Below are 20,251 nucleotides of genomic sequence, written 5' to 3' on the forward strand. Positions count from 1 at the left end.
CGGCATGACCCCATACACCGATTCCGCGACCGGCCCCCGACAACGGCCCACCACCACCGGCGACGACGACGCGGACGCCGGCGCCCGCCGGCCCGCCGTCCGGTGGGCGCTCGCCGGTCTCTCCCTCTCCGTGCTGCTGTCCTCGCTCGGCACCGGGATCGCCCACGTCGGCCTGCCGGCCCTGGCGCAGGTGTTCTCCGCGTCGTTCCAGGAGGTCCAGTGGATCGTCCTGGCCTATCTCCTCGCCGTCACCACCCTGGTCGTGGGTGCCGGACGCCTCGGCGACCTCGTCGGCCGCCGGCGGCTGCTCCTGGCGGGAATCCTCCTGTTCACCGCGGCCTCGGCGCTGTGCGCCGCCGCGCCCACGCTCTGGCTGCTGGTCGGCGCCCGGGCGGCCCAGGGGCTGGGAGCCGCCGTGATGACGGCCCTCACCCTGGCGTTCGTGGGTGAGACGGTCCCCAGGGAACGGACGGGCAGCGCCATGGGGCTGCTCGCCACGATGTCCGCGGTGGGCACCGCCCTCGGTCCGTCGCTGGGCGGAGCCCTGCTCGCCGGGGCCGGCTGGCGGGCGCTCTTCCTCGTCAACGTGCCGCTGGGCCTGGCGGCGTTCCTGCTCTCCCGCCGCCATCTGCCCGCCGACCGGCGGGAACCCGGGGGCGACCGGCCCCGATTCGACCACCTGGGGACGCTGCTGCTCGCGCTGACGCTCGCCGCCTACGCGCTCGCGATGACCCTCGGTGGCGGCCCCTCCGGCCCCCTCGGCACCTCTCTGCTGCTGGCCGCCGTCTGCGGAGCCGCCCTCTTCGCCCGTGCCGAGGCGAGAGCGGCCTCCCCCTTGGTCCAGCGCTCGCTCCTGCGCGATCCGGTGATCGGTGCGGGCCTCGCCTCGAGCGCGCTCGTGTCGACGGTGATGATGGCGACGCTCGTGGTCGGGCCGTTCTACCTCTCCCGGACGCTCGGTCTCGGCGAGGCCCCGGTGGGACTCGTCCTGTCGGTCGGTCCGCTGGTCGCCGCGGTGACCGGGATGCCCGCGGGGCGCCTCGCGGACCGCTTCGGCGCGCAGCGCACGACCCTGCTCGGGCTCCTGGCGATGACGGCCGGCGCCGCCGCCCTCTCCCTGACGCCGGCTTCGCTCGGTGTCCTCGGGTACATCGCCCCGCTCGCGGTCGTGACCGCGGGCTACGCGGTGTTCCAGACGGCCAACAACACCGCCGTCATGGCGGACGCCGGCCCCGACCGGCGGGGCGTGGTCTCCGGCATGCTCGGCCTCTCGCGCAATCTCGGCCTCGTCAGCGGTGCGTCCCTCATGGGGGCCGTGTTCGCGCACGGGTCGGCGACGGCCGACATCGCCTCGGCGCCCGCCGGGGCCGTCGCCACCGGGATGCGGTTCACCTTCCTGGTGGCGGCGGCCCTGATCCTCGTCGCGCTCGCCGCCGTCGCCGCGGCGGGCCGGGTCAGCGGGCGTCCGGACCCGGCAGGGGACGGCACAGCAGCGCGGCCGGGGAGGGGCGGGTGGCGGCGCGGGTGGTGAAGGCGATGCCCGCCGCGTACTCGGTGGGCAGGCACTGGCCCTTGTAGTTCCCGTAGGCGAACTCGCCGCCGGGGCCGCCCGCCGGGCGGTTGTCGCCCCGGTCGAACCACACCGTCCGGCCGCCTCCGGGGAGCGTCGTACGGGCCGGGGCGCACAGCGCCGCCGAGACCCGCTCGCCGCGCAGGCTGTAGCCGATCAGGAACTGGCCGGCCGGGCACTGGAACTTGGTGTATCCGCCGGCCCAGTCACCGCCCGCCGGGACGTACCTCTCGTCGCGGACCACGGTGTGCCCGCCCGTCGGAGCGCGCAGGTCGGAGCTGGAGCACAGGCCTCGGCCACCGGTGTGGGCGAGCCCGGTGAGACGGGCGCCGTCGGGGCAGACCGCCTTGCGGGCCCCGCTGTCCCAGTCCCCGGTGGCCCGGGTGCGCAGCGAGGCGTTGTGGTCGCGGTGGTCCGTGGTCAGCTGGTACCAGGCGGTGGTGGCGGGGACCGGTCCGGTGCGACCGGGGTTGGTGCTGAGCGGGGACCAGTGGGCGGTGCGCCAGTCCCCCGGGTCCAGGACGCCGGAGCGGCGGCCGGTCGCGTCGTAGCGCAGGAGCGCCCAGCTGTCGCCGCCGGGGGTGCCGTGGGCGGTGGTGCTCCAGCCGACGAGGGGCCAGTACGCGAAGTCGGCGTCGGAGCGCGTCAGGTACCCGGTGAGGCGCTCGAACCAGGCGCGCGGGGCGGCGGAGCTCTCGTCGGCCCCGATACCGAACTCGCTGATCCAGACGGGGGCGGTGAAGTGCGTACCGGTCTCCGCGGACACGAAGAAGGCCTGGTCGTAGAGGGTCTGTTCGAGCTCCGCGGCACTCATGTCCTGGTAGCGGGCGTCGTGGGTCTCGCCGATGCCGGTCGCGCCGCTGTGCCGGGGGCCGGTGTACCCGTAGAAGTGGGCGGAGTAGACCAGCTTGTTCGAGGTGACCAGGGTGTGGGAGAGGGTGCGCACGGGGGTGAGGGTGGGGCGGCCGTGCGGGAAGCCGTCCACGGGCAGGCCGTACCAGTTGATGCCCTCGACGACGATCAGCAGGTTCGGGTTGGCCTCGGTGAGGATGCGGTCGGCGGCCTCCTGGGCGGCGGCGTGCCAGTCGTGGTTGTCGCCGAGGCCCCAGTTGGGGTCGTCCCAGACGTCGCGGCGGACCTCGTTGTAGAGGTCCGCGCCGACCACGCGCGGGTTGTCGCGGTAGCGACGGGCGAGGAAGACCCAGTCGTCGGCCCACTGGGCGGTGGAGCGGCCGCTGTTCCAGCGTTCGTTGCCGTCGAGGCCGCAGCACCAACGGGTGGTGACGGTGTGGTTGTTCAGGATGACGGCGAAGCCGGCGTCGGTGAGGGCGGCGACCACGGCGTCGTAGACCTGGAGGGGCGTACGGCCGCGCAGGGCCGGGTTGGCGGCGACGGCCGAGTCCGGGACGGCGGTGGCGTCGCGCAGCATCTCGTTGGAGAAGGGCAGCCGGATGCTGTTGAGCCCCACGGCGCGGAAGTCGGCGAGCAGGGTGGCCAGGGGTACCCGGTCCAGGCCGATCGGGATGCCGTGGGCGTTCTGCCCGCTGTGGTGCGTGGCGGGGTCGTCGCGGTCGCCCGAGCCGTTCCAGGACCCCTGGGCTCCGTCCCAGTTCCCGGAGCGCAGGCGGAAGCGGTTGCCCTGCGCGTCGACGACGTACCGGCCCCGGGTGGACAGCGGCGGGGTCCAGGCCGCGGCGGCACCGGTGGCGGCCGAGGGCTGCGGGGCGGTGGCATGGGCGGGCTGCGCGGGCGGCGCCGACAGGGCCCCGGCCGCCAGCAGGAGGGCGCAGAGGGCCGCGCGTAAGGGGTTCTTCATCTCGCTCCTGCCGGAATATGCCGTCCCGGCGGGCGGCTGCCGCGGGAAAGTTACCAGCGGGTCGCTTCCGGCGGAAGTCGAACGCGGGGGCGCTTTCCGACGCCGACGACCCGCGGGCCTGCCCGGACGGCGCCGGTGCGCCCCGGACCGCACCCGCCGGATCCGGCCGGTCGACGCCCGGTCACGCACCGTCACCCTGGAGAAACGGCCCCGCGCGGGGCCGCGCACCTCTACCGTGCCCTGAGGTGATGTGGCACGGCACCGGAGGGCGGGGCGGATGGACGACGACGAAGACATGCGGCTGGCGGGAATGACACCGGAGATCTCCCGCCGTACCCTCACCCTGCTGCGCGGTCTGGCGGGCCTCGAGCCGCCCGAGCAGGTCCCCGAGGAGGCCATGGTCGTCGCCGACGCGGTCCTGGCCGAGCACGGCACCGACGGGCTCCGGGTGCTGGTGATGACACTGGCGGCCTGGGCGACGGCCCAGATCGAGAACGTCGCCGAGCTGAGCGGCCGCAGTCACGAGGCCGTCCTCGACGCGATGGAGCTGGCCTGCCTGGAGGCGAATGCCGAGGACACGCCTTAGGTCCAGGGGTCCGAGCGGCCGCTCGGACCCCCTCCCGCACCGGGCGCGGAAGAAACCGCGTCCGGTCCGGCCGCGATATGGCGGGCTTCGGCGACACTGGGAGAGCAGGAGCGTCGTGGGGGGTCGTGATCGGAGGCCGTCGTGAGCACACCTTCCCCCATCCGGATCGCCGCCGTCCTGTCCACCGAGCACCGTGGACGGCTGATGTCGCAGGCCCGTGAGGTGAATTTCCCGGAGAGCGCGCGCATCTTCGACGAGGGCACCCGGGCGGATTCCTTCTGGATCGTGCGTTCCGGCACCGTGACCCTGGAGATCCCCGTCGCCGGCCGCCGGCCCGCGCCCGTGGAGAGCCTCGGCCCCGGTGAGCTGGTGGGCTGGTCCTGGCTGTTCCCGCCGTACGTGTGGCAGCTCGGCGCGGAGGCGATGACACCGGTACGCGCGTACGAGTTCGACGCCGCGACCGTGCGGATGCTGATGGACGCCGATCCCACCTTCGGCTCCGCGATCGGGCACTGGGTCGGGCGCGTCCTCGCGATGCGCCTCCAGCAGACCCGCACCCGCCTGCTGGAGCTGTACGCACCCCGTCTCAGCAGCACCGCCTGAGTCAGTCACGCACGCCCGCCGTCCCGACCGCCCCGCGCCTCAGGCACAGCGCGGCCGGGACGACCGCGGAGAGCACCGCCACGGCCGCGCAGGCGCCGGACGTCGCGCCGAGGGCGCCCCACGGGATCACCGGGGCGCTCCTGACGTCCAGGAGGCCCAGTGCCGCCCGGACTCCGGCCAGGTTCAGGGCGGCGACCAGGGTTCCGGCGACCGTGCCGACGAGGACGACCAACAGGGACTCCCCCGCCACCAGCCGCAGGACCTGCCCCCGGGTGGCTCCGGCCAGGCGCAGCACCGCGAAGTCGCGGGTCCGGTCGGACGTGGCCATGACCAGGGTGCCGGCGAGCGCGATCCCCGTGTAGAGCAGGGCGATGCCGAGGACCAGCAGGAAGCCCGTGCGGGTGGTGTGCCGGGTCCCGGGCCGGGTTTCGGCCAGCCACCGGTCCTTGGTGAGGACGCGGCCCCCGGCCTGCCGGGCGGCCTCGGCCAGCGCCGCCCCGACCGCCGCGCCGTCCGCGCCCGGGGCGAGGCGTACGTCGATCCGGTCCACCGTCGCGCCGGGGGCGTTGGCGGGGGTGACGTAGGCCCCGTTGCCGCCCGTGCCGACGCTCATCACGGCGGCGATCCGCAGGGTCTTGCGGGTGCCGTCGCCGAGCCACACATCGACGGCGGATCCGACGGTGTGCCGTTCCCATTCCGCGGTGACGATGACGGAGCCGCCGTCGAGGTCGGTGACCGACCCGGCCGTGAGGGGCAGCCGGGCGGTCCGGGCGAGGGCCTCGGGGTCCGCGGCGCGGGCGTCGGTGCGGATCAGCGCCGTACCCTCCTCCAGCACGTGGACGGCGGTCGCCGCGCTGGCGGAGATCTCCGTTCCGGGTACGGCCCGGATCCGCTCGACCGCAGCCGGATCGAACCCGCCCGGACCGGCCGTGACGACGTGGTCGGCGGTGGTCCGCTGCCGGGCCTCGGCGGCCCTGGCCTCGTTCAGCGTGGCGGTGGTGCCCAGCAGGGATCCGGCGAGGGCCACGGTGACCAGGACGGGCGCGGCGACGGCCGCCGTACGGCGGGTGCCGGCCGCCGCGTTCTCCCGGATCAGCATCCCGACGGCGCCCGGCAACCGGGCGGGGAGCCAGGCGACCAGCCGGACCAGCGGCCGCACCAGCACCGGCGACAGCAGCGCGAAGGCGACGACGAACAGCATCGGGCGGCTGGTGTACGTCTTGCGGTGGAGCAGGTCCGACGGGTCGGTGAGCAGGGCGTGGGCGAGGGTGCCGAGGCCCGCCAGCAGCAGTCCGGTGCCGAGGATCCAGCGGCCCGGGGTCATGGTCCGCGTCTCGTGGGCGGCTTCGCGCAGTGCCTCGGAGGGAGCGACCCGGCCCGCCCGCCAGGAGGCGGCGACGACTCCCGCGAGGGCGACGAGCAGGCCTGCCCAGAAGGCCGCGTGGAAGGGCCAGGTGGCGTCGCCGACGGTGAACCAGCGGGGTGCGAGGCCCTCGTCCACCAGGTACGAGACGAACAGGGGCGCCCCGTACGCCCCGAGCAGGCAGCCCGTGGCGGAGGCGACCACGCCGAGCAGCAGCGCCTCGGCGGCGACCGTGCGGCGGATCTGGCCCGGGGTGGCGCCGGCGCTGCGCAGCAGGGCGAACTCCCTGCGGCGCTGGGCGACCGCGAACGCGAAGGTGGAGGCGACGACGAACACCGAGACGAAGCCGGTGACGCCGCCCGCGGTGCCGAGTGCGGCGTTCACGGCGAGCAGGGCCTCGCTGTCGCGCTCGGGGTCGGGGTCGGCGTGGCGGCGGTCCCGGCCGGTCAGGACCCGCACGCCGGCGTCCTGGCCCGGGAGCGCGCGTGCGGCGTCCCGTACGGCGTCGCGCACGGCGTCGCGCACGGCGTTCGGGTCGGCGGCGACGACGAGTTGGCCGACGGCGGGCGAGAGCCGGGCGGCGCGGGCGTCGGTCCAGAACACGGCGGCCTCGAAGCCGCGGTCGGCGACGGTGCCGACCACGGTCACGGCGCCGTGGTCGGTGCCGATCCGGGCTCCGGGCCGGGCCCAGCCGGTGGTGACGACCTCGTCGTCGGAGCGCGGGGGGCGGCCGGCGTCGAGGGTGTACGGGGCGAAGGCGGCGACCGACCAGGGGTGGCCGACCAGTTGCTGCGGCCCGCCCTCGGCGCGGACGGGGAAGGACCGGTCCTCGGTGGTCGGGCCGAGGGCCGCCAATCGCCGGGCGAGGTCGGGGGCGAGTGGCCGGGGGTGGGCGAGCCTGCCGGTGCGCTGCCCGCCCGGGACGGGGACGCGCAGCACGTCGTCGCCCCTGACGACGACCGGGGCCTGGGCGAACCGCTCCGGGAGGCGCTGCGGGGCGTCCAGGGTGGCGGCGAGCCCGAGGCCCATGGTGGCGATGAGGCCGACGCCGAGGGCCAGGGCCACGAAGCTTCCCACGAAGGTGACCCAGCGGTCGCGCGCGGTGCGCAGGGCGACGGTCAGCACGGCGCTCCCTCCAGCACGGTCATGCGGGTGGCGATGTCCTGGGCCCGCGCGCCCCGGAGTTCACCGTTCATCCGGCCGTCGGCGAGGAAGACCACGCGGTCCGCGCAGGAGGCGGCCACGGGGTCGTGGGTGACCATCACGACGGTCTGGCGTTCGGTGTCGACCATGGACCGGAGCAGGGCCAGCACCCCGCGGCCGGTCCGCGAGTCCAGTGCGCCGGTGGGTTCGTCGGCGAAGAGCACCTCGGGGCGGGTGATCAGGGCGCGGGCCAGGGCCACGCGCTGCTGCTGCCCGCCGGACAGTTGCGCGGGCCGGTGCCGGGCCCGGTCGGCGAGACCCACCCGGGCCAGGACCTCGCGGACCTCGGCCCGGGCGGGGCGGCGGCCGGCCAGCCGCAGCGGCAGGGCGACGTTCTGTTCGGCGGTCAGGGCGGGCAGCAGGTTGAAGGCCTGGAAGACGAAGCCGATGCGGTCGCGGCGCAGCAGGGTCAGCCGGGTCTCGCCGAGCCCGGCGAGTTCGGTGCCGCCCACGCGCACGCTGCCGGAGGTGGGCCGGTCGAGTCCTGCCGCGCACTGCAGCAGGGTGGACTTGCCCGAACCGGAGGGGCCCATGACGGCGGTGAAGGTGCCCCGGGGGACGTCGAGACAGACCCGGTCGAGGGCGGTGACCGCCCGGTCGTCCGTGCCGAAGACCCGGGTGACGTCCTGGAGTTGGATCGCGTCGTTTTCCATGACCCCAGCCAACCGTCGCGGGCGGGGCGGCGCAGCGGGCCCAGACCGTGTCCCCGGGGTGGGGCCGGCCCTACCCCCGGAGGGGGTCCAGACCCCGTCGGGGCAGATCACAGGCGTGCCGCGGCAGGTTTCGCGGGGGTGTCCCGGTCGGTGTTCGGCCGATTCGGCGGCCCGCTCCCGCACAGGTCAGCCCACCCTCACAGCTGCTGTCTGCAGTCATTCGTACACGATCGGTGACGAAAAATGGGGGTCCGAACGGGCGTTCAGGGCTCGGGTCGGCAAGACTGCGTCCGCTATCCGAAACATCAACCCAAGGGAGTGTTCGAAATGCGGTCCATCGCAAAGGGTCTCGGGCTCGGTTCCGCCGCCATGGCGCTCACCGCGCTCACCGCGCTGGCCTGGCCGGGTATGGCCGGAGCCGCACCGACCGGTACGGCGAGCCTGTACGCGCCGTCCGCGCTGGTGCTCAGCGTGACGGCCGGACCCGATGCCGAAACGGGCACGGTCCTGCGCGCGGTGACCCTCGTCTGCTCGCCGGCGCCCGGCGGGACGCACCCGAACCCGGCCGCCGCGTGCGCCGAGTTACGGGCGAACGGCTCGCAGCTCGACCCGCTCGCCGCGCCGGCCCCCGGCGCCGCCTGTACCCGGGAGTGGAACCCGATGACGGTGGCGGCCGTCGGGGTGTGGCAGGGCCGTCGGCTCAGCTACACGTATACCTTCGCCAACCCGTGCGGCCTGCGGAACACCTCCGGCACGCTGTTCGGTTTCTGATCCCCCGTGAAGCGGTGGGCCGGGCGGCGCCGTGCGACCGCCGCCCGGCCCGGCCGCCGGGAGCCGGCCCCGCTGCCGCCGGCACGGCCGGATCCTCAGCCCAGTTCGAGGCTGGTCACCCCGAAGAGCTCCGTCAGGGCGAGGTCCGGCGCCGGACCGGTGTACATCCGGGCGGTCTCGAAGGCCGGTACCAGGCCGAGGCGTTCGAAGAGCGCGGCCGCCGCCGGGTTGGCGTCCGGCACGTCCACGGACACCGGCCCGTCGGGGGCGTGCCGGGCCAGCTCCCGCAGCAGGGCCGCCGCCACCGCCGGGGTGGCCGCGTAGAGCGGGCCGATCCGGTGGGCGGCACTGGAGGGGCGGATCACACCGAGGCCCTCGACGCGGCCGTCCCGGACGGCCGCCAGCGCGGTGCGGCCGGGCAGGGCGGTCCAGGCGGACAGGAAGGCGTCCCGCGGCGCGGGGAAGAACCGCCGGTCGTAGGCGGCGAGCCGGCCGAAGGGCAGGGTGCCCGCGTCCACGATCTCGATCGCGCCGTCGTCGTCGCCGTCGCCAGCGCCCTGTGGGGTGCCTTCGTAGCGGAAGTTGTTCCAGGCGTGACGGAAGCCCGACTTGCGATAGTTGTCCTGCTGGTCGACGACCCCGTCCAGGCCCACGAGGCGCCCGTCGAGCCGCTCCATCCCGGCGTGCCACAGCCGGATGCCGTACCCCTGGCCGCGGACGGCCGGCCGGGCGATGTAGAAGCCGATGAAGCCGAAGCCCGCGCCGTACCGCACGGCGGAGATGCAGGCCACCGGCTCGCCGTCCAGCCGCCCGACGAGGAACCCCTCCGGGTCGGCGACCGCGAAGGCGTACCGGTCCGAGTCCCCCGGATTCCAGCCCTCCTCGTCGGCCCAGTCGCGGATCAGCCTCATGTCGGCGGCGCTCGCACCGGTGATCTCGAATCCCGTCATGCCGGTGTTGTACCAGACGGGTCCGATGTGTGCAGCGGGGCCTGATCAGCCGTCAGGAGGCGGACGATCGCGGCCGGATCGGCCTCCCGGTGGAGATCGCTGACCTGCCCGTCACCCACTTCGACGACCCGCCATACCCCGTCCGCGCGCAGCGCGAGGTCGGTGGTCACGAAGGGGCAGGCCAGCGCCTCGACGGCCGCCCGGACCGGTCCGAGAGCCGGTCCGAGAGCCGGTTCGAAGGACGCTTCCGGTACCTCGGCGACCGGGCTGTCGGGGTGGGCGGTGACCAGCCGGGGCACCCCGTCCCGCCACCACACCCGTACCTCCGAGGCCACCGCCCGCGACGTGACGAAGTGCTCGAAGGCCCGCACCACCACCCCGCCGGCCAGGAACTCCCCCTGCAGTTCGACGAAGCGGGCGACGACGCGGTGCAGCGCGGCCGGGTCGGCGAGGTCGGGCACGTAGCAGGCCTCGTCCCACTCGTGCTTGCGGGACTTCACGTAATCCTTGACGACGGCGGCTCCCGGCGGCAGGCCCGCCGCGAGGGCCGCGAGGCCCTCCGGGTCCGGGACCGCCCCCGGCACCGCCGGCAGCCAGCCGCTGACCGGGGTCAGGCCCGCGAAGGTCTCGTACCAGCCGGGGAGTTCGTGCGCACGGCGGTACGCCTCCGGGGTGACCACCAGCTCGCCACCGCGCCGGCGCAGGGCCGCGTCCAGCGCGGCGTAGTGGCCCGAGGGGATCATCCAGCCCCGGTACCAGACGGCTCCCGTCCCGTCCGGCACGCGCGCGACGGCCCGTTCGGCGTCCCCCGCGAGCAGCGCGTCGTGGTCGATGAGCAGGGCCGTTCCCCCGGCGGCCCGCAACTGCCGGGCCTCTGGGGCGAAGTGGGCGTCGGCCCGGCGCTCGTTCAGCGGATCGCGGCAGTAGAGGACGGTGGTGGTGGTCTCGGTTGTCGTAGCCATGCACCCACCCTATGAACGGCCCCGCCGGTCACCGTACGGATCTCAGCCCGCGCAGATCACGTCGTCGAGCCGGATGGGGTCGGAGTCCAGACGTACGTACGCGGTGAAGGTGTCGGTAGTGCCGGAGGCCCAGTGGGTGGTCACGGTGGCCCAGCCCACCGAGGCGGCCTTCGCGACGGTGACCGGACCCACGCTGATGTCCTGAGGCTCGTCGTGGGCGCAGAGCAGGACGTCGACCTCCTCATTGATCTGCTGTCTCTCCTTGAGGATCTGCGAGACCTGGTTCTCCCGGTCCGTGTCGGAGGGACCGTGGTCACCGTAGAAACCGATGAGGAACTCGCTGATCTGGGCAGCGGTGTGTCCCCTCCCCGCGACGGCGGCGGGCGCGGCCAGGGCGGGAACGGACGGCACGACCGGTAGCACGAGCAGGGTCAGCAGCAGGGCACCGAGGCGGTACGGCGTGAGCATCATGTCCGGTCTTGTACCCGCCGGGCCGGTGGATCGGGAGGGCGGGGCCCGGATCTCACTCCTGTGGGGGGCGGGATTCACCGCAGAAACGACCCACCGGGCGATGCGCGGAAATGGGCTCGCGGGCGACCCGCACCCGTACGTAGGGTCGGCTGCATGGGGAAGCCACTTGTCGCAGTGTTCAGCGGGGCCGGAATGTCCACCGACTCCGGAATTCCGGACTACCGGGGACCCCAGGGCCTGTGGCGGCAGGATCCCGACGCCGAAAAGCTCGTGACCTACGCGTACTACATGGCCGATCCGGAGATCCGGCGCCGCTCCTGGCTGATGCGTGCCGAGATCGGCGCGCTCGGAGCACGGCCGAACGCCGCGCACCTGGCCGTGGCGGAGCTCGAGCGCGGCGGCACCCCGGTACGGGTGATCACCCAGAACGTGGACGGACTGCACCAGCTCGCCGGGATGCCCGACCGCAAGGTGTTCGAGCTGCACGGCAGCGCCCGGTCGGTGGTGTGCACTGCCTGCCACGCCCGGTCGGAGATGGACGAGGCGCTGGCCCGGGTGGCCGCCGGGGAGCCGGATCCCGCCTGCCTGGTGTGCGGCGGGATCCTCAAGTCGGCGACCGTCATGTTCGGCCAGCGGCTCGACCCCGAGGTGCTGGGGCAGGCGATCGCCGTGGCCAAGGGGTGCCAGGTGTTCATCGCCGTCGGGTCGAGCCTGCAGGTGCAGCCGGCCGCGTCGCTCGCCGGGATGGCCGCGGAGGCCGGGGCCCGGCTGATCATCGTGAACGCGGAGGAGACCCCGTACGACCCGCTGGCCGACGAGATCGTCCGCGAGCCGATCGGCACCGCCCTGCCGGCCCTCCTGGCCAGGCTCTCCGCACCCTAGGCTTCCGCGTCCGCCGCCCGGCGCATTTCCGTCACGTCCAGCTTCTTCATCCGCATCATGGCGGCGGTGGCCCGGGCGGCCCGGCCGGGGTCCGGGTCGGCGATCAGGTCGATGGCGCCCGGCGGGATGACCTGCCAGGACACACCGAACCTGTCCTTGACCCAGCCGCAGACACCCTCCTCGCCGCCGTCGCCGGTCAGCGCGTCCCAGTAGTAGTCCGCCTCCGCCTCGTCGGCGCAGCGGATCTGGAAGGAGATCGCCTCGGTGAAGGGGAACTGCGGGCCGCCGTTGAGGCCGATGAACCGCTGGCCGTTGATCTCGAACTCCACGACCATCACGGAACCGGCCTCGCCGGGCCCCGCCTCCGTGTACCGGCCGATCCGGCCGAGCCGGCCGTCCTTGAAGACGGACAGGTAGTAGTCGGCGGCCGCTTCCGCGTTGCCGTCGAACCACAGACACGTGGTGAATCCGTTGCCGCTCATCTCTGCCTCCGGGCCGGTCTGTATGTGAGGGACGGTGGAGACCGTCCCTCACATACAGACCGGCCCCGGACCCGAAATTCATCGGTGGGTCCGGGGCCGGTCCGCATTGTGCCGGTAATGCGCCCGTTCGGCCTACTTGGCGGGCTCCGCGCCCCTCTCGAGCATGCGGTCCACGACGCGCTCGGCGGCGTTGCCCTGGTCCAGGTCGCAGAACTCGGCGCGGAACGCCGCGCGCGCCTCCGCGTACTCCGCCCCGACCGCGTCCGCGTTGCGCACGGCCTCGATCAGGCTCGCCGAGTCCGCCAGCAGCGGCCCCGGGGCCTTGGCCTCCAGGTCGAAGTTGAAGCCGCGCAGCGTGCCGCGGTAGTGCTCCAGGTCGTACGTGAACAGCAGGATCGGCCGGTCGGTGTGCGCGAAGTCGAACATCGCGGAGGAGTAGTCCGAGATCAGCACGTCGGCGACCAGCAGCAGGTCGACCACGTCGGGCCAGCGGGACACGTCGACGACGAATCCGTCGCGGACGCCGTCGCGGACCTGCTCCGTCACGTGGTGGTGGCTACGGATCAGCAGGACGTGGTCCTCGCCCAGCTCACGGCGGGCCTGGTCCAGGTCGATCCGCAGATCGAGCTTGTAACCGCCGGAGAAGGCCTCGTTGTTCTCGCGCCACGTGGGCATGTAGAGGACGACCTTCTTGCCCTCGGGCAGGCCGAGCCGACGGCGGACCTCGGCGATCCGCTGCGCGTCGGGCCGCACCAGCGCGTCCGTACGCGGGCTGCCCGCCTCGATGACCTCGCCGTCGTAGCCGAGGGCACGCTTGAGGACGGGCGTGGCGTAGGAGCTCGGGGAGGCCAGCAGGGTCCACTGGGCGCTGTCGTGCTCCAGCCCCTCCAGGATCTCCGGGCTCGTGTAGTAGTCGTGCACGAAGTCGTGACCGATCTCCTTGATCGGCGTACCGTGCCACGTCTGTACGACGACCTGCCCGGCGCGGCGCTGGAAGCGGTCCGGCACGTTGTCGTTGGTCACGAAGTAGCGGGCGCGGGCCAGCACCTCCCACGACTCCACGCTGTTGTACTGGACGGCGCGGGCGGTCTCCGGGACCTCGGTCTGGCCGTCGCGGACCAGCCAGATGTGCTCCAGCTTCTCCCCGCGGCGCACCAGTTCCTCGTGGATGGCGCGCGGCGAGTCGCCGGAGCTCTGCCCGTGGTGGACGTCGTAGACGACGACGTCCTTGACCGGCAGGGCGCGCTGCGCCGGGTAGGTCTCGAACCGGGCGACGCGCTGCGCGTGGTTGGAGCGGTCGTGCGGGCTCAGCAGCGGGTCGGCGACCAGCACCATGCGGTCGTAGAAGCGGGTCTCGACCCGCATCCGGCGGCCCTGCACGGTGAGCGGGTGCGGCCCGGCGAAGAGCAGGCCGGGGCCCATCTGGACGGGTGCGCCGCGGTCGACACCGAGCAGTCCGGCGGTGGTTCCGCCCTGGGCGGCCGGGCGCAGCGTGGGCCACCAGCGGCCCTCGGGGAGCGTGGTGCGGCCGGCGTACGCCTCGGGGAGCACGGGCTTGAAGACGGCCTCGAAGGCGTCCCCGTCGCGGGTGACGGGGTAGCTGTACTCCACGCCGTGCGCGTTGTGCAGGACGAGCTCGTACGGCTCGTCGGCCGGCGCGAGGAAGCGGCCCCGCAGGGTGAGGGTGCCGTCCTCGGCGGTGACCTCGTCGACCAGCGGCGGGGAGGGCTGCACGGAGAGGGTCAGGTGTCCGGTGTTGCCGCGCTTGGCGAAGAGGGAGCGGCCCTCGTCCTCGCCGGGCAGGGACAGGACCAGGCCGTCGAATCCGCCCCGCTCGTCGTGGACCATGCGGTGCTCGGTGCCGTCGGGGCCGACGACGGAGAGGCTCCAGGGCTCGGGGGCCCACGCGCCGGGCTCGCACTCGGCGTCCGGTACGGCGGCCAGGTCGGCCAGCGGTACGCGGGCGGTGAAGGAAGCCCGGTCGGCGCCGGATCCGGTGCTCTCCAGCGGGAAGGAGAGGACGGTGCCCGTGGTGACGTGGACGGCCCGCAGCTCGGTGGATCCGACGGCCTCGGCGGAGAGTTCGCCGGTGATCTCGACGGCGTCGTCACCCGCGGCGCGGACGTCCAGGGCGCGGGCGCGGGCGATCTCCACCTGGATGGTGAGTGCGCCGGAGACGACCGGGACGATCCGGACGTCGGGGGCCACCCAGTACGGGGGCGGGTTCTGGCCGGTGTCGTTCTCCCCGCCGCGCAGGCGGGCGCGGTGCAGGCCGCCGGGCCCGGTGACGGCGATGGACGTGGTCCATATGCCCTGGTTCCACTTGCCGCCCGACTGGAAGATCGAGGGGTCGACGACGGCCGTGAAGCCGGCCCAGTTCGCGTGCCGCAGGGCGAGGTGCGGGGAATTGACCGAGGCCATCGGGGAGGCGACGGTACGGGTGCCGACGACGGAGCGGCGGCGCTTGTTCCCCTCGCGGAAGACCAGCATCTTGCGGGAGCCGAGGCGGCTCTCCGCACCGAGGTGACCGGGGAGGGCGTAGCCGCGCAGCAGCAGCTTGCCGTCGACCCAGGCCGCCTGCTCCAGGCGGCTGACGACGCGGCGCTCGCGCGGGCCGAGGGTGAGGATCTTGGCCGGAACCGGCGGACGGCCCTGCAGGAAGGGGTAGTCGGCCTGCGGGCGGGCGAGGCCCTTGACCGGCACGCTGTAGTGGTAGTCGCGCTGGTGGTGCTGGAGCGCGATGAAGTCCTCGACGCGGCCTTCGCCGGCCAGGTACGCCTTGAGGCGGTCGGCGACGGTCAGGTCGGACCAGGGGCCGGTGCCGATCTCGCGGACGAGACCGCCGACCTCCTTGACGAACGCGGCGCGGAAGTCGGGGCCGCCCTCGCCGACGTACTTGTAGATGAGCGGGAGTTCCTCGCTCAGCACGTTGTGGTCGTAGTCGCGCAGGTAGCGGGCGTACTTCGCGCCCTGCTTGGCCTTGAGGGACTCGCGGACCAGGCGTACGGACTTCACTCGGTCGATGAGCGAGATCGGGTCGGTGGAGCGCTGGGTGATGGAGCGCTCGCCGGTCTCGCGGACGCGCCAGTGGTAGACGCAGTCGCTGAGGATGTCGACGCTCGAGGCGAAGTAGTGCGCGGGGATGCTGACCGGGGCGTCCTCGTAGAGGATGCCCTCCGGGTACTGGAAGCCGTGCCGGTCCCAGAAGCTGCGCCGGTAGACCTTGTTCCACGCGGTGCGGTCGGTGACCAGCGCCGGGAACTTCGAGATGTGCGTCTTCAGCTGGGTGCGGGCGAAGGCGGCCCGGTGTCCCCAGGACTGCTGCATGCCGACGGAGCGGAAGCGCTTCACGTTGCCGCCCGCGAAGTCCGAACCCGTCTCGTCCAGCGCCTCGATGAGCCGCTGGTAGGCGTAGTCGGGCATGGTGTCGTCACTGTCGACGAAGGCCAGGTACTCACTGTCCTTGTCGGCGTGGCGGGCGCCCACGTTACGGGCCGCACCGAGGCCCGCGTTGTCCTGCATCACGACACGGAAGCGCTTGTCCTTGGCGGCGAACGCCTTGGCTATGACGGCGCTCGTGTCCGTGGACCCGTCGTCCACGAGAATGACTTCGAAGTCTTCGAAGGTCTGGGATGCGATGGATTCCAGGCACTCGTCGAGATAGAGCTCGACATTGTAGACGGGGACGACGATGCTCAGGCGGGGCGGCATGGGTGGCGGTTTCTCCAGCGTTTTATGCTTTGTCGTTGATCAGCTGCTCACAGCATCCTACTCTGTAACAGAGTTATAAACTCCACCCATATGGGGCATAGCCAACAAGCCGTCGGGGCGGACGGCAAAGAATTCAGCCGTCCGCCACTTCGGCGATGCGATCGAAGGCGGCCTGACCGCGCCCGGCGGGGGCGGTCAGACCTCCAGGTCTGCTTCGATCTTCTTCAGTTGATGCCGGGCCATCGCGAGGTTGGCCCGCCCCTTGTCGAGGGCCAGGTAGAGGAAGAAGCCCGTGGAACCGCGGGCCTTCATCAGCCGGATCAGGTGGTACTGGCTGCCGAGGGTGATGAGGATGTCCTCGATCTCGTCCTTGAGGCCGAGCATCTCCATCGTGCGGACCTTGGCGCGCACCACGTCCGTGTTGCCCGCCGCCGCGACCGCGAGGTCGAGGTCCTTGCCGCCCCCGATGGTGCCGAGGGCCATACCGCTGCCGTAGTCGACGAGCGCGGCACCGATCGCGCCTTCGATCGTGGTGGTGGCTTCCTTGAGTGCGGTCTCCACATTGACCATGAGAGGGTCCTCTTTCTCTTTTCACTGTGACTGGAACACGTGGGGAACATGACTTGCTGTAACCGGATGCAGCCGTGGCGGCGCGCGCCGGACGGGTCGGGCCCTGCCGTCGGCCGGAACGCGCATCACCCGGGTGGGGCTCCGGGGCCCCGCCGCCCGAGGGTGTGGTCGATCAGTTCCGCTATCCGGAGACTGGAGCGCCGCGCTTCCAGGTGGAGGCGTCCGACGTTGACGCGCGGCTCGGCGGTCAGGGTGAGGACCGCCGCCAGGCCCGCCGCGTAGGTGGCGACGTATCCGTCCTCGCCTCGCACGAGCAGTTCGCGGAAGGCGCCCTGGCCGGTGCAGTCGCTGAGCCGCTGGGCCACCCCGAGGGCGGCGGCGGTCAGCGCCGCGATGGACTCCGCCTCGGTGGCGGCGCTGTCCTGGGCGAGCACGAAACCGTCGGCGCTCGCGGCGAGGGCACCGGTGAGCTGGGGTACCCGGGCCCGCAGCCTGCGGAGCTCTGCGAGTATCTCGGCCTCCGTCTCGGGGGGCACCGTACTCATGTCGGCCTTTCTCCTTTCGGGCTGCCTACGCTCGGAGCGGTCGGCGCGCAGGGCCGGTCGCAGCGGGAGCCTCACAGACTTGCCTCCAGTGCGTCGCGTAACCGGCGGAGCAGCGCCACGTCCGGGGATTGGGCCTCGGTCATCCAGTCGGGCAGGGGCGCCACGGCCGGCGGCGGGGCCGGGGTGTGCGGGGTCTCGACCAGTCCGGCCGCCGCGAGGCGCCGTACGTCGAGCAGGGTGTGGAAGGCGGGCCGGCCCAGGACCCACGCGAGGTCGGCCGGGGTGCGCAGGCCGTCGGCCTGTTGCAGCAGGGTCCGCTGCCGGGAGGTGATCGTCTGGCCCGGCGCGGCCGCCCGGGGTACCACCGGGGAGGTGTCCAGCAGGGGGTACGGCCAGACCGCGTCGAGCAGGTCCCGGCGGCGCCGGGTCTCTCGTTCCACCGCGGCGGCGGGAACGGAACGGACGGAGCCGATCCAGTGGGTGGCCCCGCGGCGGAAGCGGGAGGGCCCGCTGCCCGGGGAGAGTGCGAAGAAGGCGGCGTCGAATATCGCGGCGAGGTGGCATATCTCCAGCTCCCCGTCGGCGAGCCCGCCGCTGTCCACGAGGAAGCGGGCGACCTGGCGGCGGGCACCGGCCCGGTCCACGGCCTCGCGCCAGCGCTCGGGGGCGAGACCGCCACCGGTGGTGAGCAGTACGTCGAGACCGGGGGTGGCCGGGCTCTCCGCGTGCACGATGCGGCCGTCCTCCAGGAAGAGGGTGCCGCGGTCGCGGAGCAGGGCGCCGGTGGCCCGCTCCGCGGCGAGGCGGGTGAGTAGGGGGGAGACTGCGGCGAAGGCGTTCGCGGCCGTGGCGGTGGCCGGGGTGGTCATCTGAGTACCAGCCCCTCCGCCAGGGCACGGAGCCGGTGGCGCGCGAGGGCGAGATTGCCGTCGACGCGGTCGAGCCACAGGTGCAGGAATACGCTGCTGTCGAAGCTCGTCTCGACGAAGCGCAGTACGTGGTATCCAGTGCGGGTGGTGACGATCAGATCCTCGACAGGCGGGCCGGCCGGTAAGCCGGCGGACGAACCGGCGGAGGGAACGGCTCCGCCACCGTGTGCCGGGTCCGGCTCCGCAGGGGCGAAGGACTCGTACTCGGCTGCCGCCCGGGCCAGCTCGGCGGTCTCGGCGGCGGTGGTCTCGTGGTCGCCCACGGGCGACTCCCCCGCGGTGCCGAGGGCCAGTCCGCTGCTCCAGTCGACCAGCGCGGCCCCACGCGCACCAGGCAGGGCCATGGCTTCGAGCAGGCATTCGTCGATCCCGGGCACGCGGGCTCCCCTCCCGGCCGGACGTGCTGAGTGCACGGTCGTACGGCGCGACAGGAGGGAACTTACTCAAGTTCCACTGTACGAAAGGGCGTTCTGGCATTTTCCGCTGGAACATGCCAGGAAGGGTGCGAGAGCTTGGCCGGAACGCGTCGGAATTTGATCACGAAGCGAGCGGAAGATCGTCCGCGAGGCGGAACGACCCTCCCTCGCGCTGCACGTAGCCCTCGTGGGTGAGGGTGCGCAGCAGGTGGTAGACGGTGGGCAGGGGGATCCCGGTGAGCCGGGCCAGCCGCTTGGCCGTCACCCCGCCTTCCGCCGACATCGCCTCCAGGAGACGCAGTGCGCGCTGCACGGAGCCGATCAGGGTGGGTGTGCTGTCCTTCTGGCTGTGGTCGGTGCCCATGACTAGTCCCCCTGCTCCGGTACGAGGCCTGGCAAACCCATCAAAGTGGCTCACCGGACGCAAAACCAGCGGACTCGCGTAAACCTGAGCATAAGATCACCGCATCCCGGCCCCGGCGCGAGCGCTAGCGCGTGCAGGTCACGTACGCCGGGAGGGGGGCGTCCGCGATCAGGTGGCGCGGCAGGGACAGTCCGAAGCGGCGTTCCACGACGGCGAGGGTGTGCCGGTCGCGGTCCGCGTCCGCCTCGTCGGCCGGGCGGGCGCACGCGCCGTCCGGGGTGAGGATCCCGGCCGCGATCAGCTCCGGGAGCAGGAAGTCCGGCCGGTGGCCGCCGCGCCAGCACTCCTCGCCGAGACCGAAGCAGCACACCAGCTCGCCGTCCCGGGCGTACGCGAACTGCACCGGCGGATGGTCGGGCTGCGGGTCGAGGTGGACGGCCTCCACGCCGCCCCGGGAGACCTCGGCGAGCCGTTCCGCTCCGGCCGGCTGACCGTGTTCGACGGCGAAGGACCAGCCGCCCCACCGGCCGACCCGGGCCACGCCGTCGCCGTCCACGGTCTCGGTGACCATGCTCCAGGCGTCGAGCGCGCCCAGCGGCCCGGGGTGCACGCCCGGCAGCGCGCCGAGTCGCGCGGCGAGTTCGTCGGGGGTTATCCCGCGGGCGAAGGTCAGGCCGGCGAACCACTGGTCCCAGTCGGCCAGCCACCGGATCCCGTCCGCCGCGTCCTGTGTCGTGTCCGCCATGTCCGCACTCCCCACGGTTGCCCCACCCCGCCGGTGCTCGTTCACCGGCACGATAGTCAGTCCGCGGGCTTCTCCGGGAGGAGGCGCTCGACCATCGTGCGAATGAGCCCGTGCGCCGGGTGCGCCTCCAGCATGGCGGGCGCGGTCAGGTCGTCCACGATCAGACCGAGCATCGCCAGGTACATCAGGACCACGCCCTGCCGGTCCCCGGGCAGGCCCGCGTCCAGGTGCCATCTGATGTTGGCCTCCAGTTCCAGGCCCTGGAAGGACGCGAGCTCGGCCTGGAGTTCGGGGCGTCTGATGCCCTCCAGCCGCAGCTCCAGCATGGCGATGTGCACACTGCGCTCGCGCCTCATCCGCTCCAGGAGCCGGGTGAGCAGGACCTCGGTGTCCAGCGGGCCGGTGAGGTCCGCCGGGTCCGGGACCAGCCGCTCCCGCGTGCGGTGCAGGATCTGCACGAGCAGCTGGGACCGGTTGGCGAAGTAGTTCGAGGCGGTGCCGGTGGGTACGCCGGCCTCGGTGTCCACGGCGCGCAGGGTCAGACCGCGCGAGCCCTCGCGCGCCAGCACTTCGATGGCGGCGTCGAGCAGTGCGGCGCGGCGCTGCGGGTTCTGGCGCATGGTCGGGTCCCTGGAGGCGGAGGGGGCGCGTCGGGTGAA

20 protein-coding genes are annotated in these 20,251 nt (G+C 73.2%); 5 read left to right on the plus strand and 15 right to left on the minus strand.

The annotated features are described in order from the left end of the window. Positions 1 to 4 precede the first annotated feature (4 nt). Entirely contained in the window at positions 5 to 1,531 is a 1,527-nt protein-coding gene (locus tag ACXNSR_RS04455; protein WP_458640828.1) for an MFS transporter, read from the plus strand. Here ACXNSR_RS04455 and ACXNSR_RS04460 read toward each other — a convergent pair. Beyond that, on the minus strand, positions 1,455 to 3,386 hold the full coding sequence (locus ACXNSR_RS04460; RefSeq protein ID WP_458640829.1) for a glycoside hydrolase family 5 protein: 1,932 nt from the start codon (positions 3,384 to 3,386) through the stop codon (positions 1,455 to 1,457). The two genes, ACXNSR_RS04455 and ACXNSR_RS04460, sit on opposite strands and share 77 nt — an antisense overlap. Positions 3,387 to 3,663: 277 nt before the next feature. Here ACXNSR_RS04460 and ACXNSR_RS04465 point away from each other — a divergent pair, with 277 nt between their 5' ends. Beyond that, positions 3,664 to 3,972 (plus strand): hypothetical protein, encoded by a 309-nt coding sequence (locus ACXNSR_RS04465; protein ID WP_189742644.1) that lies wholly within the window; start codon positions 3,664 to 3,666, stop codon positions 3,970 to 3,972. 141 nt (positions 3,973 to 4,113) lie between these two features. Next, positions 4,114 to 4,575: a Crp/Fnr family transcriptional regulator gene (locus tag ACXNSR_RS04470; protein WP_189742646.1), complete on the plus strand. Its 462-nt coding sequence runs from the start codon at positions 4,114 to 4,116 to the stop codon at positions 4,573 to 4,575. A gap of 1 nt (position 4,576) precedes the next feature. On the opposite strand, the gene ACXNSR_RS04475 is transcribed toward ACXNSR_RS04470, so the two are convergent. Beyond that, a complete protein-coding gene (locus tag ACXNSR_RS04475; protein ID WP_458640830.1) occupies positions 4,577 to 7,063 on the minus strand; it encodes an ABC transporter permease in 2,487 nt (828 codons plus the stop codon). Next, positions 7,057 to 7,794 (minus strand): ABC transporter ATP-binding protein, encoded by a 738-nt coding sequence (locus ACXNSR_RS04480; protein WP_458640831.1) that lies wholly within the window; start codon positions 7,792 to 7,794, stop codon positions 7,057 to 7,059. The genes ACXNSR_RS04475 and ACXNSR_RS04480 overlap by 7 nt, the downstream gene beginning before the upstream one ends. Before the next feature lie 327 nt (positions 7,795 to 8,121). Here ACXNSR_RS04480 and ACXNSR_RS04485 point away from each other — a divergent pair, with 327 nt between their 5' ends. Beyond that, entirely contained in the window at positions 8,122 to 8,565 is a 444-nt protein-coding gene (locus ACXNSR_RS04485) for an SSI family serine proteinase inhibitor (protein ID WP_458640832.1), read from the plus strand. A gap of 95 nt (positions 8,566 to 8,660) precedes the next feature. Here ACXNSR_RS04485 and ACXNSR_RS04490 read toward each other — a convergent pair whose 3' ends face one another. Genes ACXNSR_RS04490 through ACXNSR_RS04500 form a run of 3 tightly spaced genes read right to left on the minus strand, consistent with a single transcriptional unit; the run spans position 8,661 to position 10,948 of the window. Further along, the gene (locus ACXNSR_RS04490) at positions 8,661 to 9,515 is read right to left on the minus strand and encodes a GNAT family N-acetyltransferase (RefSeq protein WP_458640833.1); all 855 of its coding nucleotides are present in this window, start codon (positions 9,513 to 9,515) and stop codon (positions 8,661 to 8,663) included. Next, positions 9,512 to 10,477 carry an ATP-grasp domain-containing protein gene (locus tag ACXNSR_RS04495; protein WP_458640834.1) on the minus strand — a complete coding sequence of 322 codons (966 nt, stop codon included), beginning with the start codon at positions 10,475 to 10,477 and terminating at the stop codon, positions 9,512 to 9,514. Before ACXNSR_RS04495 ends, ACXNSR_RS04490 begins: the two co-directional genes overlap by 4 nt. A gap of 42 nt (positions 10,478 to 10,519) precedes the next feature. Continuing rightward, on the minus strand, positions 10,520 to 10,948 hold the full coding sequence (locus ACXNSR_RS04500) for a hypothetical protein (RefSeq protein WP_458640835.1): 429 nt from the start codon (positions 10,946 to 10,948) through the stop codon (positions 10,520 to 10,522). Between the two features lie 153 nt (positions 10,949 to 11,101). On the opposite strand from ACXNSR_RS04500, the gene ACXNSR_RS04505 reads away from it, so the two are divergent. Continuing rightward, entirely contained in the window at positions 11,102 to 11,830 is a 729-nt protein-coding gene (locus ACXNSR_RS04505) for an SIR2 family NAD-dependent protein deacylase (RefSeq protein ID WP_458640836.1), read from the plus strand. On the opposite strand, the gene ACXNSR_RS04510 is transcribed toward ACXNSR_RS04505, so the two are convergent. From ACXNSR_RS04510 to ACXNSR_RS04550, 9 genes are all read right to left on the minus strand, one after another. Continuing rightward, the gene (locus ACXNSR_RS04510) at positions 11,827 to 12,312 is read right to left on the minus strand and encodes a VOC family protein (RefSeq protein WP_458640837.1); all 486 of its coding nucleotides are present in this window, start codon (positions 12,310 to 12,312) and stop codon (positions 11,827 to 11,829) included. The genes ACXNSR_RS04505 and ACXNSR_RS04510 overlap by 4 nt on opposite strands. Positions 12,313 to 12,444: 132 nt before the next feature. Then, complete coding sequence (locus tag ACXNSR_RS04515) at positions 12,445 to 16,023, minus strand: bifunctional glycosyltransferase/CDP-glycerol:glycerophosphate glycerophosphotransferase (protein ID WP_458640838.1); 3,579 nt, start codon at positions 16,021 to 16,023, stop codon at positions 12,445 to 12,447. Positions 16,024 to 16,218: 195 nt separating this feature from the next. Further along, the gene (locus ACXNSR_RS04520) at positions 16,219 to 16,593 is read right to left on the minus strand and encodes a hypothetical protein (RefSeq protein ID WP_150255694.1); all 375 of its coding nucleotides are present in this window, start codon (positions 16,591 to 16,593) and stop codon (positions 16,219 to 16,221) included. Positions 16,594 to 16,718: 125 nt separating this feature from the next. Beyond that, positions 16,719 to 17,138, minus strand: coding sequence for a roadblock/LC7 domain-containing protein (locus ACXNSR_RS04525; RefSeq protein WP_458640839.1), 420 nt, complete (start codon positions 17,136 to 17,138; stop codon positions 16,719 to 16,721). Between the two features lie 71 nt (positions 17,139 to 17,209). Further along, positions 17,210 to 18,007 carry a transcriptional regulator gene (locus ACXNSR_RS04530; RefSeq protein WP_458640840.1) on the minus strand — a complete coding sequence of 266 codons (798 nt, stop codon included), beginning with the start codon at positions 18,005 to 18,007 and terminating at the stop codon, positions 17,210 to 17,212. Continuing rightward, positions 18,004 to 18,444, minus strand: a complete 441-nt coding sequence (locus tag ACXNSR_RS04535; RefSeq protein WP_458640841.1) for a hypothetical protein — start codon at positions 18,442 to 18,444, stop codon at positions 18,004 to 18,006. The genes ACXNSR_RS04530 and ACXNSR_RS04535 overlap by 4 nt, the downstream gene beginning before the upstream one ends. A 160-nt stretch (positions 18,445 to 18,604) precedes the next feature. Continuing rightward, entirely contained in the window at positions 18,605 to 18,847 is a 243-nt protein-coding gene (locus ACXNSR_RS04540) for a helix-turn-helix domain-containing protein (RefSeq protein WP_189742670.1), read from the minus strand. 124 nt (positions 18,848 to 18,971) lie between these two features. Next, entirely contained in the window at positions 18,972 to 19,592 is a 621-nt protein-coding gene (locus ACXNSR_RS04545; protein ID WP_458640842.1) for a DUF6461 domain-containing protein, read from the minus strand. Positions 19,593 to 19,648: 56 nt separating this feature from the next. Further along, positions 19,649 to 20,212 carry a TetR/AcrR family transcriptional regulator gene (locus ACXNSR_RS04550; protein ID WP_458640843.1) on the minus strand — a complete coding sequence of 188 codons (564 nt, stop codon included), beginning with the start codon at positions 20,210 to 20,212 and terminating at the stop codon, positions 19,649 to 19,651. Positions 20,213 to 20,251 lie beyond the last annotated feature (39 nt).

The organism is Streptomyces sp. NC-S4 (genome assembly GCF_054353315.1).